Source organism: Enhydrobacter aerosaccus (assembly GCF_900167455.1).
GTDB classification, from domain to species: Bacteria; Pseudomonadota; Alphaproteobacteria; order Reyranellales; family Reyranellaceae; genus Reyranella; species Reyranella aerosaccus.
Genome location: NZ_FUWJ01000004.1, coordinates 1 through 12,727, shown reverse-complemented (window position 1 = coordinate 12,727; position 12,727 = coordinate 1). Strand labels below are relative to the sequence as shown.

At 65.5% G+C, this 12,727-nt stretch carries 16 protein-coding genes; 12 read left to right on the top strand and 4 right to left on the bottom strand.

All coding sequences use genetic code 11. The features are described 5' to 3' along the window. Window positions 1-8: 8 nt before the first annotated feature. On the bottom strand, window positions 9-845 hold the full coding sequence (locus B5D62_RS17275; RefSeq protein ID WP_170920986.1) for a universal stress protein: 837 nt from the start codon (window positions 843-845) through the stop codon (window positions 9-11). Window positions 846-948: 103 nt separating this feature from the next. Here B5D62_RS17275 and B5D62_RS17270 point away from each other — a divergent pair, with 103 nt between their 5' ends. Further along, window positions 949-1,698, top strand: a complete 750-nt coding sequence (locus B5D62_RS17270; RefSeq protein ID WP_085935178.1) for a sulfite exporter TauE/SafE family protein — start codon at window positions 949-951, stop codon at window positions 1,696-1,698. Between the two features lie 12 nt (window positions 1,699-1,710). Here B5D62_RS17270 and B5D62_RS17265 read toward each other — a convergent pair whose 3' ends face one another. Beyond that, window positions 1,711-2,403: a DUF2189 domain-containing protein gene (locus B5D62_RS17265; RefSeq protein ID WP_170920985.1), complete on the bottom strand. Its 693-nt coding sequence runs from the start codon at window positions 2,401-2,403 to the stop codon at window positions 1,711-1,713. Between the two features lie 229 nt (window positions 2,404-2,632). Between B5D62_RS17265 and ccoN the strand changes: the two genes are divergently transcribed. From ccoN to B5D62_RS17220, 9 genes are read left to right on the top strand one after another with little or no spacing between them, the layout of a single operon-like run. Next, entirely contained in the window at window positions 2,633-4,093 is a 1,461-nt protein-coding gene (gene ccoN, locus B5D62_RS17260) for a cytochrome-c oxidase, cbb3-type subunit I (protein ID WP_085935176.1), read from the top strand. Window positions 4,094-4,104: 11 nt separating this feature from the next. Then, window positions 4,105-4,830, top strand: coding sequence for a cytochrome-c oxidase, cbb3-type subunit II (gene ccoO / locus B5D62_RS17255; protein WP_085935175.1), 726 nt, complete (start codon window positions 4,105-4,107; stop codon window positions 4,828-4,830). 7 nt (window positions 4,831-4,837) lie between these two features. Continuing rightward, window positions 4,838-4,993 (top strand): cbb3-type cytochrome oxidase subunit 3, encoded by a 156-nt coding sequence (locus B5D62_RS17250; protein WP_085935174.1) that lies wholly within the window; start codon window positions 4,838-4,840, stop codon window positions 4,991-4,993. Window positions 4,994-5,003: 10 nt separating this feature from the next. After that, complete coding sequence (ccoP, locus tag B5D62_RS17245) at window positions 5,004-5,864, top strand: cytochrome-c oxidase, cbb3-type subunit III (RefSeq protein WP_085935173.1); 861 nt, start codon at window positions 5,004-5,006, stop codon at window positions 5,862-5,864. Window positions 5,865-5,875: 11 nt separating this feature from the next. Further along, on the top strand, window positions 5,876-7,351 hold the full coding sequence (gene ccoG, locus B5D62_RS17240) for a cytochrome c oxidase accessory protein CcoG (RefSeq protein WP_231714846.1): 1,476 nt from the start codon (window positions 5,876-5,878) through the stop codon (window positions 7,349-7,351). Between the two features lie 10 nt (window positions 7,352-7,361). Next, the gene (locus B5D62_RS17235; RefSeq protein ID WP_085935172.1) at window positions 7,362-7,835 is read left to right on the top strand and encodes a FixH family protein; all 474 of its coding nucleotides are present in this window, start codon (window positions 7,362-7,364) and stop codon (window positions 7,833-7,835) included. After that, window positions 7,832-10,195 (top strand): heavy metal translocating P-type ATPase, encoded by a 2,364-nt coding sequence (locus B5D62_RS17230; RefSeq protein ID WP_085935171.1) that lies wholly within the window; start codon window positions 7,832-7,834, stop codon window positions 10,193-10,195. The genes B5D62_RS17235 and B5D62_RS17230 overlap by 4 nt, the downstream gene beginning before the upstream one ends. Beyond that, entirely contained in the window at window positions 10,195-10,335 is a 141-nt protein-coding gene (gene ccoS / locus B5D62_RS17225; RefSeq protein WP_085935170.1) for a cbb3-type cytochrome oxidase assembly protein CcoS, read from the top strand. The genes B5D62_RS17230 and ccoS overlap by 1 nt, the downstream gene beginning before the upstream one ends. Before the next feature lie 13 nt (window positions 10,336-10,348). Next, window positions 10,349-10,537, top strand: coding sequence for a hypothetical protein (locus B5D62_RS17220; protein WP_085935169.1), 189 nt, complete (start codon window positions 10,349-10,351; stop codon window positions 10,535-10,537). Between the two features lie 25 nt (window positions 10,538-10,562). On the opposite strand, the gene B5D62_RS17215 is transcribed toward B5D62_RS17220, so the two are convergent. Together B5D62_RS17215 and B5D62_RS17210 are read right to left on the bottom strand one after the other, a co-directional pair. Then, complete coding sequence (locus B5D62_RS17215) at window positions 10,563-10,805, bottom strand: hypothetical protein (RefSeq protein ID WP_139373944.1); 243 nt, start codon at window positions 10,803-10,805, stop codon at window positions 10,563-10,565. Window positions 10,806-10,820: 15 nt separating this feature from the next. Continuing rightward, the gene (locus tag B5D62_RS17210) at window positions 10,821-11,165 is read right to left on the bottom strand and encodes a hypothetical protein (protein ID WP_085935167.1); all 345 of its coding nucleotides are present in this window, start codon (window positions 11,163-11,165) and stop codon (window positions 10,821-10,823) included. Between the two features lie 118 nt (window positions 11,166-11,283). On the opposite strand from B5D62_RS17210, the gene B5D62_RS17205 reads away from it, so the two are divergent. Beyond that, entirely contained in the window at window positions 11,284-11,649 is a 366-nt protein-coding gene (locus tag B5D62_RS17205) for a hypothetical protein (protein WP_336470162.1), read from the top strand. A 73-nt stretch (window positions 11,650-11,722) separates the two neighbouring features. Next, a complete protein-coding gene (locus B5D62_RS17200) occupies window positions 11,723-12,487 on the top strand; it encodes an FkbM family methyltransferase (RefSeq protein WP_170920984.1) in 765 nt (254 codons plus the stop codon). Window positions 12,488-12,727: the final 240 nt, after the last annotated feature.

Sequence of the window (12,727 nt, the reverse complement as noted above, 5' to 3'; positions counted from 1 at the left end):
GACTTGACTTAGTGCGACATCAGGACGGGAACGGTCATGCTCGAGAGCAGTGTGCGACTGGCACCGCCCAGCACCAGCTCGCGCAGGCGCGAATGGCCGTACACGCCCATCACGATCAGATCGACGCCGCGATCGGCGGCACGGGAGAGAATGACATTGCCGACATCGGTGTCGGCGGCAACGTCGCGCTGTACCGTCACCTTGATGCCGTGCCGCGACAGCCAGGTCGCCACGTCGGCGCCGGGTTCGGCGCCATGTCCATTGGCCGACGGCTGAGGATCGACGACCATCACGATCACCTCGTCCGCCTTCTTCAGGAACGGCAACGCATCGGTTGCGGCCCGGGCGCTCTCGCGACTGGCGTTCCAGCACAGCATGACGATCTTTCCCGGCGGCTTGGCGGCACCGATATAAGGCACGACGAGGACCGGGCGACCGGTGGCAAGAGCGACCGATTCGGGCAGGTCGCCCGGCGTCGGGCTGATGTTCTCGCGATCGGTCTGGCCAACCACGAGCAGATCGGCGTAGCGCGCGCTGACAGCGAGCTCGTCGTCGGCGTAGCCGTCGACGACGCGCCATTCGGCCGGCAGGTGCTTGCCTTTGATCGCCTTGTCGAAAGCGGCCTTGGCTGCTGCCTGATCGGCATTGGCGCCCTGCTCGTAGGCCTCGAACAGAGGCCCCATCGGTACGCCGACATCATAATAGGTCGGCGCCTCGAACGGACGGCGCGCGTGGAGACCGACCAGATTGGCGTCGAAGCGCTGGGCCAGTTCCGTCGCCACATCCAGCGGACGGTCCACCGTCTTGCTCGCATCGCAGTTGACGAGGATTGTCTTGTAGCCCATCGCGTTTCTCCTCTCTGAACGGGCAATTCTTGTGCGGCCAGGCCGTCGCTCGGACATTGATGCAGGTCAACCTCGACCACTCGCGCGAAGGGTACGAGAAGCGATGGATCTAATTCTGCGTGTCCTCGCCGTCTGTCATGACGGTCTGGTGTCGCTGACGGCGCAACCCGCCGGCCTGTCGATCTCGCTGTTCCTCGCGGGGCTCGCCGGCAGCGCACTTCATTGCGTCGGCATGTGCGGTCCGTTCGTGCTGGGACAGGTAGCGGCCGATGTCGAGCGGATCGGCACGGGCTACGGCGAATGGCGTCGATTGGCGGGCGCGGCCCTCCTACCCTACCATCTCGGTCGCGTCACGACCTACACGGGCCTGGGCGCCTTGGCTGGAGGCGTCACCGCCTTGTTCGCGTCAACGGCGGCGTTCGGCTTGCTGTCGGGATTATTGCTCGTCGGCGGTGCGGCGCTGATGCTCGCACAGGCTGTCGGTCTCGCGACCACGGTCGCGACGCCCGCGACCGGACTCCTGACTCGCCTCGCCAGCGGACTTTCCACGTCGGCGAACCCCATCTCCCGCTACGCCTTGGGAGTCGTCCTGGGCTTCCTGCCTTGCGGCATGATCTATGGCGCATTGGGCGCCGCCGCCGGCACCGGATCAGCCTGGCTGGGCGCGGCCGCCATGGCCGGTTTCGCCCTCGGCACGATTCCGGCACTGGTCATGGTCGGTTGGGGCGGCCTGTTCGTGCGCCGCCGGCTGCGCGAGGTCGGCCGCTGGGTCTTCGCGCCGCTTCTCCTGCTCAACGCCGTCTTCATGCTGGCGTTGGCAGGAGAACGGTTCGGTCTCGTCGTCAATCCCTGACGCGACGGGCGGTCACCGGCTGGAGCCGTCGAAGCAGACGACATCGCGATAGGCGTGCCAGGTGGCGTAGCCCGTGATCGGCAGCGTCACCACCAGCCCGATCAATCCTGTCACCATACCCAGAGCGATCAGGAAGACGATCAGCCCGGCCCATAGCAGCATCGGCCGCAGATTGACGCGTACCGCCGCAGCCGAGGTGCCGATCGCCTCGAACAGGTTCGAGTCGGGACGGTCGAGCAGATAGGGAATCGAGAAGGCGCCGATCACGAAGGCGATGGCGGCGAGCACCGCACCGCAGATGACGCCGAGAGTCAGGAACGGCAGGTTGTGCGATGCATACCAGATCACGTCGGCAAAGCGATCCCAGGACGGCAGGTCGCGCCAGGCGAAGAAGGCAAAGAGAAGCTGCGCCACGCGCATCCACGCCAGATGCAGGAGCAGGAAGAGCAAGCCCATGAGAGCGATCTGTTCAGGATTGCGACGCCACGCGCCGAACGTCGACTGCGCATTGATGCCGTTGCCCGATTCGCGGCGGCGACTGACGTCATAGAGCCCGACGGCGATGAATGGTCCGACGAAGAAGAAGCCGGCACTGAACGGCAATACGAGGTACGGCACATCGAACCAGATCAGCATCGCCGATGCGAGCCAGCCGGTGACGGCTGGCACAAAACCATAGATGAGACTGAGACGCGGTTCCGACATGAAGTCGTGCCATCCCGCGCCAAGCCATGTCCAAGGCCTGTCGACCGGAACGCGTCGAATTCGCGGCGGTGGACCCTGAAAGACAGGAACCGTATCGACCATGGCGTTCTCTCTCCCGGATTGATTATCAAATTAAGCGTTGGCGATAAGTCGCAGCTTTGACTCATATCAAAGGTCACCCGTGCCACTCAATTTAGGCTTATAGGCGTCAAAAAAGCCGGGAGATCGCATGTCTAGTACCGCCGTCAACCCGACCGCCCAGCCGGCTCCTCGTTACGTCGAGGATGTCGTGCGAGTGGCGATGATTCTCACCATGTTCTGGGGAGTCGTCGCCTTCTTGGTCGGTGTGGTGATCGCCGCTCAACTTGTCTGGCCACAACTCAGCTTCGACAGCGAGCATCTTACCTTTGGACGCCTGCGTCCGTTGCACACGTCGGCGGCGATTTTCGCCTTCGGCGGCACAGCGCTGATCGGCACGGCGTTCCACGTCGTACAGCGCACCTGTCGAGCCCGCCTGTTCGGCGGCGCACCGCTCGGCTGGTTCGTGCTGTTGGGCTACCAGTTCTTCATTCTCATCGCGGCGACCGGCTATCTGCTCGGCATCACCGAGAGCAAGGAGTACGCCGAGCCCGAATGGTACGCCGATCTCTGGCTGACGATCGTCTGGGTCGCCTACCTGCTGGCCTATCTCGGCACGGTGATGAAGCGGCAGGAGCCGCACATCTACGTGGCGAACTGGTTCTACCTCGCCTTCATCATCACCATCGCGATGCTGCACATCGTGAACAACATCTCGATCCCGGTGTCGATCACGGGGACGAAGAGCTACAGCCTCTATGCTGGCGTGCAGGATGCGATGATCCAGTGGTGGTACGGCCATAACGCGGTCGGCTTCTTCCTGACCGCCGCCTTCCTCGGCATGATGTACTACTTCATCCCGAAGGCGGCGAACCGGCCGGTCTATTCCTACCGGCTGTCGATCATCCACTTCTGGGCCCTGGTGTTCCTCTACATCTGGGCCGGCCCGCACCACCTGCACTACACGTCCCTGCCCGACTGGGCGCAGACGCTGGGCATGATCTTCTCGGTCATGCTGTGGATGCCGAGCTGGGGCGGCATGATCAACGGCCTCATGACGCTGTCCGGCGCCTGGGACAAGCTGCGGACCGATCCCGGCCTGCGCTTCTCGGTCACGGCGGTGGGCTTCTACGGCATGTCGACCTTCGAAGGTCCCGTCATGTCGATCCGGGCCGTCAATTCGCTCAGCCACTACACGGACTGGACCATCGGCCACGTGCACTCCGGTGCGCTGGGCTGGGTGGCGTTCATCGTGTTCGGCACGATGTACTACCTCGTCCCGCGGCTGTGGGGCCGTACCTCCATGTGGTCGACCCGCCTGATCGGCTGGCACTACTGGATCGCCACGCTCGGCATCGTTCTCTACATCTCGTCGATGTGGGTGAGCGGCATCATGCAGGGTCTGATGTGGCGCGCCTATGACGAGCTTGGCTTCCTGCAATACTCGTTCGTCGAGACCGTCGCAGCGATGCATCCGTTCTACATGATCCGTCTGCTCGGAGGTGTTCTCTTCCTGACCGGCGGCCTGATCATGGCCTTCAACATGTGGCGCACGGTGCGCGGCCAGCCTGCAGGCATGGCCGCTGAAACCCCCGTCGCTCTCGCGGCGTAAGGAGGCGCGCGATGTCTTTCCGTCACGAGGTTATCGAAAAGAACGCCATCCTGCTGCTGGTGCTGACACTGATCACGGTGTCGATCGGCGGCATGGTGCAGATCATTCCACTGTTCACGATCGAAAGCACGATCGAGCGTGTGGAAGGCGAGCGGCCGTACAGTCCGCTCGAGCAGATGGGACGCAACATCTACACCCGCGAAGGCTGCTATCTGTGCCACAGCCAGCAGATCCGTCCCTTCAAGGACGAGGTCGAGCGCTACGGGCACTACAGCCTGGCGGCCGAGAGCATGTACGACCATCCGTTCCAGTGGGGCTCCAAGCGCACCGGTCCCGACCTGGCGCGCGTGGGCGGCCGCTACTCGAACGACTGGCACGTCGCGCATCTGTCCTCGCCGCGGGCGGTGGTGCCGGAGAGCGTCATGCCGGCCTATCCGTTCCTGGCGGAACGGCCGCTGCGCTACGAGGACGTCGCCGATCATTTGAAGGCGTTGCGCGCCACCGGCGTGCCCTACACCGACGACATGATCGCCAACGCCAAGGCCGATCTCGAGGCCCAGGCCAATCCCGATGCGGATACCAACGCCCTTCTGAAGCGCTACCCGAAGGCCGTGGTCGCCAAGTTCAATACGGGATCGACGGAGATCACCGAACTCGATGCGTTGATCGCCTACCTGCAGATGCTGGGAACGCTGGTGCCCATCAGCAACATCCCGGCCGACCGGCTGAAGCAGTGAGGACTCCATGACCACGCTCAAGGAAATCGGCGAGTTCCTCGCTACGCTGTGGACGGTGTGGGCTGTCCTCATCTTCCTCGGCATCGCGTTCTGGGCCCTGCGGCCCAAGAACCGGAAACGGTTCGAACGCGACGCCAAAATTCCTCTCAACGACGAACGGTGAGGCAGCCGTCATGCCGACCAAGATCGAAAAAGACCAACTCTCGGGTACCGATACGACGGGCCACGAGTGGGATGGCATCAAGGAGCTGAATACGCCGCTGCCGTCGTGGTGGCTTTACACCTTCTATGCGTGTATCGCGTTCGCGATCGTCTACAGCGTGCTGTATCCGGCCTGGCCGTGGTTCAACGGCCATACGTCGGGCCTGATCGGCTATTCCACCCGAGCCGAACTGACCCAGGAACTCGACGCCCAGGCCAAGGCCCGCGCCGTGTTCATCGACCGTATCCGCGCGACGCCGCTCGGAGACATCCGCAAGGATCCCGAGCTGTTCAACTTCGCCGTAGCGGGCGGCCGTTCGGCCTTCCAGACGACCTGCATGCAGTGCCACGGTTCCGGCGGTGCCGGCAGCGTCGGCTTCCCCAACCTGGTCGACGATGACTGGATCTGGGGCGGCACGCTCGACCAGATCTACACGACCATCCGCTACGGGGTGCGCAACGCCAACGACAAGTCGCACCAGTCGCAGATGCCGCGCTTCGGCGCCGATCAGATCCTGACCCCGGCGCAGGTCTCGGCCGTCGCCGATTACGTGCTCAGCCTGTCGGACAAGGGCAAAGCGACACCAGAAGGCAAGAAGGTCTTCGAGGAGAACTGCGTCGCCTGCCACGGCCCGGACGGAAAGGGCAACCAGGAACTCGGCGCGCCCAACCTGACCGACGGCATCTGGCTCTACGGCGGCGATCGTCAGTCGATCTACAACTCCATCTTCTATGCCCATGCCGGCAGCATGCCGGCCTGGGGTGATCGCCTCGACGACGCGACGATCAAGATGCTCGCCATCTACGTCCACAATCTCGGCGGCGGCCGCTAGGGGATGATCCAGTGGCCTCGTTGGACAAGAAGCTCAAGGAGCGGAGTTCCTCGACAAACATGAGTCTCTCCGATTCCCCGCTGTATGCCGACCGCACCAAGGTCTATCCGCGCGCCGTCACCGGAAGGTGGCGGCGCGTCAAGTGGACGGCGCTGGTCGTGCTCCTCGGCATCTACTATCTCGTACCGTGGCTGCGCTGGGACCGCGGTCCCGGCGCGCCCAGCCAGGCGATCCTGCTCGATCTCGACGGACGCCGCGGCTGGATCTTCGACGTCGTGATCTGGCCGCAGGAAGTCTATTTCGTCACAGGGTTCCTGATCCTGGGCGCGATCGGTCTGTTCCTCGCCACCTCCCTGTTCGGCCGCGTCTGGTGCGGCTTCTCCTGCCCGCAGACCGTGTGGACCGACCTGTTCATGATGGTCGAGCGCCTGATCGAAGGTGACCGCAACGAGCGGATGCGCCGCGACAAGCAGCCGATGTCCTTCGACAAGGCCGTGCGCAAGGGCGCCAAGCATTTCATCTGGCTCGCGATCGCCGCCGCCACCGGCGGTGCCTGGGTCTTCTATTACGTCGATGCGCCGAGCACGCTGGTCAAGATCTTCCGCGGCCAGGCCTCGATGGAAATCTATTTCTTCATCGGGCTGCTGACTGCCACGACCTACATGCTGGCCGGCTGGGCCCGCGAACAGGTCTGCACCTACATGTGCCCGTGGCCGCGCTTCCAGGCCGCGATGCTCGACGAGCAGAGCCTCATCGTCACCTACGAGAAATGGCGCGGCGAGCCGCGCGGCAAGCACAAGGCGGGCGAGAGCTGGGACGGCCACGGCGACTGTGTCGATTGCGGGCTCTGCTCCGCGGTCTGTCCGACCGGCATCGACATCCGGGACGGCCAGCAGCTCGAATGCATCGGCTGCGGCCTCTGCATTGACGCCTGCGTGCCGACCATGCAGAAGGTCGGCCGTCCCACCGGACTCATCCGCTGGGACACGCTGGCTCGCCAGCAGGTCCGCGAGACCGGCAAGGGCAGCCTCAAGTGGCGGATCGTCCGCCCCCGTACCGTGCTCTACGCCACGTTGCTGGCGCTGGTCGCGGCCGCCATGCTCGTGGTCTTCGCCATGCGCAACGATAGCGACCTGTCGGTGCAGCGCGATCGCAGCCCCAACTTCGTGCGGCTGACCAACGGCGACATTCGCAATTCCTATACCGTCAAGATCTCCAACAAGACGCAGATGCCACGGCAGTTCCAGCTCTCGGTCGAGCGGCTGCCTGGCGCCTCGCTCGCCATTGCCAACGCGGAGGGCGACAGCACGACCGCCGCCCGCCACATGGCAACGGAGGCGAACGGCGTGACGACGTTCCGCGTGCTGCTGACGGTGCCGGCCAAGTCGGCGCCTTCGGGATCCACGCCCGTCGAGTTCGTGATCCGGGACGATCAAGGTCGCGAACGAGCCAGCCACGACGCAGTCTTCGTTGGCCCTGCCCGCTAGGAGAGCCGCCATGTCCGTCGCTTCAACCCGGTCCAGCGCCATCCCCTGGATCTTCGTCGCCTGCTTCTCGGTGGTCTTCGCCGTCAACGGCACCATGATCTGGCTGGCCGTGAGCTCCTTCTCGGGGCTCTACGGCAACGGCGCCCGTGACCGCGAGTACCACTACAACCAGGTCATCGCCGAACAGAGAGAACGCGATGCTCTTGGCTGGAAGATCAACACGAGCTGGCGCGTCGACGACAATCGCCTGCAGATCGACATCACCCAGGCCGATGGCAGCGCGCTGCCGGGAGCCACGATCAACGCGCAGCTCGTGCGACCGGCGGAGAAGCAGCAGCCGGTTCCGCTGGCGCTCGTGGAGGTCACGGACGGCCGCTTCTCCGGGCACGTCGACCTGCCCAAGCGCGGCAATTGGGATCTCGATCTCCTGGTGGTGGCGAAGGGCCATGACTTCGCCATCACCAAGCGCCTGTTCCTGAAATGACCGAAGTCGCCCTTCCTGCCGGCGCCGCCCTGGCGCCTTCACGCCGCATCTGCGCCCATTGCGGCGAGAAGCTGCGCGGGCAGGGCGACTCGCTTTTCTGCTGTGCCGGCTGCGCCGCTGCCCATGCCATCATCGACGGCGCCGGACTTGGTTCCTTCTATCGCCGACTGGAAGAGACCCGCGCCCATCGCCCGGTGGCGCTGGACACGGACTTCTCGGGCTTCGTGCGCCAGACAGGAAATGGCGAATACGCGCTCGACCTTCTGGTCGACGGGTTGGACTGCGCCGCCTGCGTCTGGTTGATCGAAAGCCTGCTCGCCCGCAATCCGGCAGTGCTTTACGCCCGCGTCAACCTCTCGACCCGCCGCCTTTCAGTGAAATGGCGCGGCAGTGCTGCCGATGCCAATGAGCATGCCGGCCTCATCGCCGCCCTTGGCTTCCGTCTTGCGCCCTACATGGCGCTGGCGGCCAGCGCGCGCGAGGAAGACGAGATGCGGGACCTGCTGCGATGCTTGGCCGTGGCCGGCTTCGCCGCGGCGAACGTCATGCTGCTTTCGGTGGCGATCTGGTCCGGCGAGGCCGGATCCATGGGCGACGCCACACGCGACCTGTTTCATTGGATCTCGGCTGCCATCGCGCTTCCTGCCGTCGTCTATGCCGGACGCCCGTTCTTCCGCTCTGCCTTCAAGGCGTTGCGCGCCGGCCGGACCAACATGGACGTGCCGATCTCGATCGGCGTTACGCTGGCCTGCGTCGTCAGCCTGCACGAGACCTGGCTTGGTGAGCCGCACGCCTTCTTCGACTCGGCCATCACTCTGCTCTTCTTCCTGCTGATCGGCCGCTATCTCGACCGCCAGGCCCGGGGCCGGGCGCGACGCACGGTCCAGGCCATGCTCGCCCTGTCGAACGCGACGGCCCATGTCGTGACGCCGGACGGCCGGACCGAGGCCCGCCGGGTCGACCGGCTGGCGAAGGACGACATTCTGCTCGTGGCCGCCGGCGAACGGCTCGGCGCCGATGGCACCGTGATCGACGGCATTTCCTCGCTCGACTCCTCCCTGATCACCGGCGAGAGCCTGCCGGTTGCCGTGGCGCCGGGCGCGCGGGTCGTGGCCGGAACGATCAATCTCGGCGCTCCCCTACGGGTGCGGGTCACGGCCGCGGGCGAGGCGACCGTGCTCGCCGAGATCGTCCGGCTGGTCGAGGCCGCCGAACATGGCCGCTCCAAGTTCATCGCCATCGCCGATCGTGTCGCCCGGGCCTACGCGCCCGTCGTGCATCTCACGGCGCTGGTGACCTTCATTGGCTGGATGGTGCTGGGTGGCCTCGCCTGGGATCGCGCCCTGTTGACCGCGACCTCGGTGCTGATCATCACCTGTCCGTGCGCGCTGGCCCTCGCCGTTCCCGTCGTGCAGGTGGTCGCCAGCTCGAGATTGATGCGTTCGGGCGTGCTGTTGCTGTCGCCATCCGCGCTCGAGCGCCTGGCCCAGATCGATCATGTCGTGCTCGACAAGACCGGCACGCTGACGCTCGGTCGCCCCGAGCTGGTGAGCGGCGGCGATCCCGAGACGCTGCAACTGGCGGCCGGCATCGCCGCCAGCTCGCGTCATCCGCTGGCCCAGGCCCTGCGCCGGGCAGCACCCGATGCGCCCGTCGTCGACGGTGTCGTCGAGGTTTCCGGGCAAGGACTGCAAGCAGGCGACGCACGGCTGGGATCGGCGCGGTACTGCGGCGTGCCGCACGCGATCGACGATGGCCATTCCGAGCTGTGGTTCGCCCGGCCTGGCCAAGCCCCGGTGCGGTTTGCTTTCGCCGACGCGCTTCGACCCGATGCCGCCGAGTTTGTTGGCGCGCTGCAACGGCAGGGACTGGAGGTCGAGCTCCTCTCCGGCGATCGTGACGTCGTCGCGGCCTCCGCCGCTGCGTCCGTCGGACTGCAGAACTGGACGGCCGGAGTCTCCCCCGCGGCAAAGGTCGCGCGACTGACGGAGCTGGCCAAGGCCGGCAAGCGCGTGCTCATGGTCGGGGATGGGCTCAACGATGCGCCGGCCCTTGCTGCCGCGCACGCGTCGATCTCGCCTTCCACGGCAACGGAAGCGACGCAGAACGCCGCCGATGCCGTATTCCAGGGGGATCGCCTGGCCCCCGTGCTCGAGACGCTCTCGGTGGCACGGCGCGCGGACCGGTTGGTCCGCCAGAACCTCACGCTCGCGCTTCTCTACAATCTCGGCGCGGTGCCGCTGGCGATCGCCGGAGTCGTCACTCCGCTCATCGCGGCCGTCGCCATGTCGTCTTCCTCGTTGCTGGTGATCGGCAACGCGCTCCGCCTCGGGCGCCGTCCGGTCCGGGAGGTCCGCTGATGGACAGCCTTCTCATCCTCGTGCCGGTGGCGCTGCTGCTGGGACTCATGGCCCTGGCCGCCTTTCTCTGGGCGTTGCGCCACGGCCAGTTCGACGATCCGGACGGCTCGGCCAGCCGCATACTTTTTGACGACGACTGAAGGAGAAGAACCAATGTCTCACTGGATCATGGGCATCCTGTCCGCGCTGTTCGGACTGGTCGGCCTGTTCATGGCAGCCAAGGCGCACGATTTCGGCATCGCCTTTTTCGGCCTGGCGCTCGCTGTCTGGGCGGCGCTGTTCTGCTGGTGGATGATCAAGACCCGCTACGACGAGATCGAGCACAAGCAGGCGCAGGGCTGAGGGCCCGCCGCCGACCTCGTGCAGCTCAGCGCCGGCTGAGCTGCAGGGCGAGCATTGCGATCAGCGACGCCACGACGTAGCCGGCGCCGATGATCAGGGCGGCCGCCACATCACCGACGCCGTGAAGCAGTGCACGATAGGCCGCCAGGGTGATGAAACCGACACCGGCCGCCATCAATCCGAGCGCCATGAGATAGCCGACGAGCACCATCGCGGCGCGCTGCACCGTATCGAGCAGCATCGACCGGAAGACGGCCAATAAACCCATCACGGCCTCCATGGCCTACGACCTGCCGCGCTGCAGCAGCGACGCCAGCAGAAAGCCGGCGGCCGCGGCAATGCCGACGGCGAAGAGCGGTTGGGCCCGGATCCTTTCCTCGAGATGGGATCGGCCCGCCAGGGCTGCCGCCTTCATGGCGTCGGTCCGGCGCGACAGATCCTCGACGGCGGCGTCGGCTTCGGCCAGGAGCTTGCGGGCCTCGTCACATCCGGCTTTCAACGCATCGGCGCTTTCCGCCGCCACCATGCGCTCCAGCACGGCCGCGAGTTCCTTGAGCCTGTCCTTGAAGTCGGCATAGTCGAACGTCGTCGCGTCCGCCTGGGCGGACCTGGGCGTGGCATCGGCCATCGATGTCTCCTTGGCTGATGAACCCTCCCATCCCCTCGGCTAACATCCCTTGATCTGGATCATGGGCACTCGGGCAGCCAGCGGCGAGGGTGCCGGCCGTTGAAAATGGAAGTGAGGCATGATGAGCTTGAAGAAGATCCGCCTGGAACTGGCTCGGACACCGGAGTTCCCCGAGGGCAGTGTCGAATGCGGCTATGAGTTCACCGCCCCGTTGGACAGCACGGGCAAGCTCGACCCCAAGCAATGGGCGCAGGACAAGGACAAGTGCACGGTCCGGCGTTTCTGGCACAATGCGGATGACGAGCATGGGCGGCTTACGCATCACAAGGGCGGCGCCTGGGCCTTCTCCTATGCGGCCGGCGAGGAGGAAGAGGAGCCCATCTTCCGGTTCGACAAGCACGTCTTCAAGCCGGGCGAGTATGTCTCGATCACCGAGCACGATGGCGTGACCCGACCTTTCCGGGTGGTCGATATCCGGCCCTGACGCCACACCATGATCACAAGCGCGCGGGAGCGGCTTACCTAACATAGAGGCCACACCTCCAACGGAGAGAAGCGTGGCCAGCACCGAGACCCAAGCGGCAGTTCCCGCGCGTCGTGGCGTCGTCTCACGACTGAAGGATATCCTGCGGCCGTTCGAGCCCTATCTCCCCTTGCCGACGCCGCGCCTGTCCTGGCGCCAGTCGTTGGCCGTGCTGCAGCAGCACGGCTTCCGGCCCGAGACGGTTTTCGATATCGGGGTCGGCTTCGGCACCTATGGCCTCTATCACCTCTTTCCCGACGCCTTCTATCACCTGGTCGAACCGACGCCCGAGTCGTTGCCCTACATGCACAAGCTGGCGCGCCGGCTGCGCTGCCAGATTCATGCGCTGGCGCTGGGCGATCGCGATGGCGAGGCAATGCTGGAGGTCCGCTCCGACATCCAGGGCTCGACCTTGCTCGAAGAGGTCGGCCAGCGTGATTTTCTGCGCGTCGAGTCCGTGCCCCTGCGCCGCTTCGACTCGCTGTTCACCGAGGTGAAGCGGCCGGCCCTGTGCAAGATCGACGTGCAGGGCGCCGAACTGATGGTGCTCGAAGGCATGACCGGACGGATGGGCGATATCGATGCGCTGATCGTCGAGACCAGCACGATCGCCACCGTGAAGGGCGGGGCCGAGGTCCACGGCGTGGTGCGCTTCATGCACGATCACGGCTTCGTTGTGGCCGATATCCTCGGCCTCAAGCGGCGACCGCTCGACCAGGCCACGGCCCAGCTCGACCTGCTGTTCGTTCCGGATCAGTCTCCGTTGCGGGCCGACCGGCGCTGGTCCAAGGGCGCCTGATCCTGGCCTTCCACAACGACAACGCCGCGCCGGTGATGGCCGTCGCGGGAAGAGCGGGCTGGAAGCCCGCGGTCCAGAAGAGACGATGATCGTCTTCCGGGACCGCCAGTCTTCCGCCAAGGGCGCTCGTAGGAGCGCGCCACTGCGTGCGGATACCTCCGCGCTGAAGTGGCGCTCATGGTCGTTGCTGCACCGGGAAGAGCGCAACTGGAGTTGCGCGCTCCCATGAGTCGTGACGCC

What these genes read in the sequence shown, in the direction of transcription:
- ccoO (WP_085935175.1), top strand. Translation starts at nt 4,105, where the DNA reads ATGTCTTTCCGTCACGAGGTTATCGAAAAGAACGCCATCCTGCTGCTG.
- B5D62_RS17270 (WP_085935178.1), top strand. Translation starts at nt 949, where the DNA reads ATGGATCTAATTCTGCGTGTCCTCGCCGTCTGTCATGACGGTCTGGTG.
- B5D62_RS17235 (WP_085935172.1), top strand. Translation starts at nt 7,362, where the DNA reads ATGTCCGTCGCTTCAACCCGGTCCAGCGCCATCCCCTGGATCTTCGTC.
- B5D62_RS17250 (WP_085935174.1), top strand. Translation starts at nt 4,838, where the DNA reads ATGACCACGCTCAAGGAAATCGGCGAGTTCCTCGCTACGCTGTGGACG.
- B5D62_RS17205 (WP_336470162.1), top strand. Translation starts at nt 11,284, where the DNA reads ATGATGAGCTTGAAGAAGATCCGCCTGGAACTGGCTCGGACACCGGAG.
- B5D62_RS17220 (WP_085935169.1), top strand. Translation starts at nt 10,349, where the DNA reads ATGTCTCACTGGATCATGGGCATCCTGTCCGCGCTGTTCGGACTGGTC.
- B5D62_RS17215 (WP_139373944.1), bottom strand. Translation starts at nt 10,805, where the DNA reads ATGGGTTTATTGGCCGTCTTCCGGTCGATGCTGCTCGATACGGTGCAG.
- B5D62_RS17275 (WP_170920986.1), bottom strand. Translation starts at nt 845, where the DNA reads ATGGGCTACAAGACAATCCTCGTCAACTGCGATGCGAGCAAGACGGTG.
- B5D62_RS17230 (WP_085935171.1), top strand. Translation starts at nt 7,832, where the DNA reads ATGACCGAAGTCGCCCTTCCTGCCGGCGCCGCCCTGGCGCCTTCACGC.
- B5D62_RS17210 (WP_085935167.1), bottom strand. Translation starts at nt 11,165, where the DNA reads ATGGCCGATGCCACGCCCAGGTCCGCCCAGGCGGACGCGACGACGTTC.
- ccoP (WP_085935173.1), top strand. Translation starts at nt 5,004, where the DNA reads ATGCCGACCAAGATCGAAAAAGACCAACTCTCGGGTACCGATACGACG.
- ccoS (WP_085935170.1), top strand. Translation starts at nt 10,195, where the DNA reads ATGGACAGCCTTCTCATCCTCGTGCCGGTGGCGCTGCTGCTGGGACTC.
- B5D62_RS17265 (WP_170920985.1), bottom strand. Translation starts at nt 2,403, where the DNA reads ATGTCGGAACCGCGTCTCAGTCTCATCTATGGTTTTGTGCCAGCCGTC.
- ccoN (WP_085935176.1), top strand. Translation starts at nt 2,633, where the DNA reads ATGTCTAGTACCGCCGTCAACCCGACCGCCCAGCCGGCTCCTCGTTAC.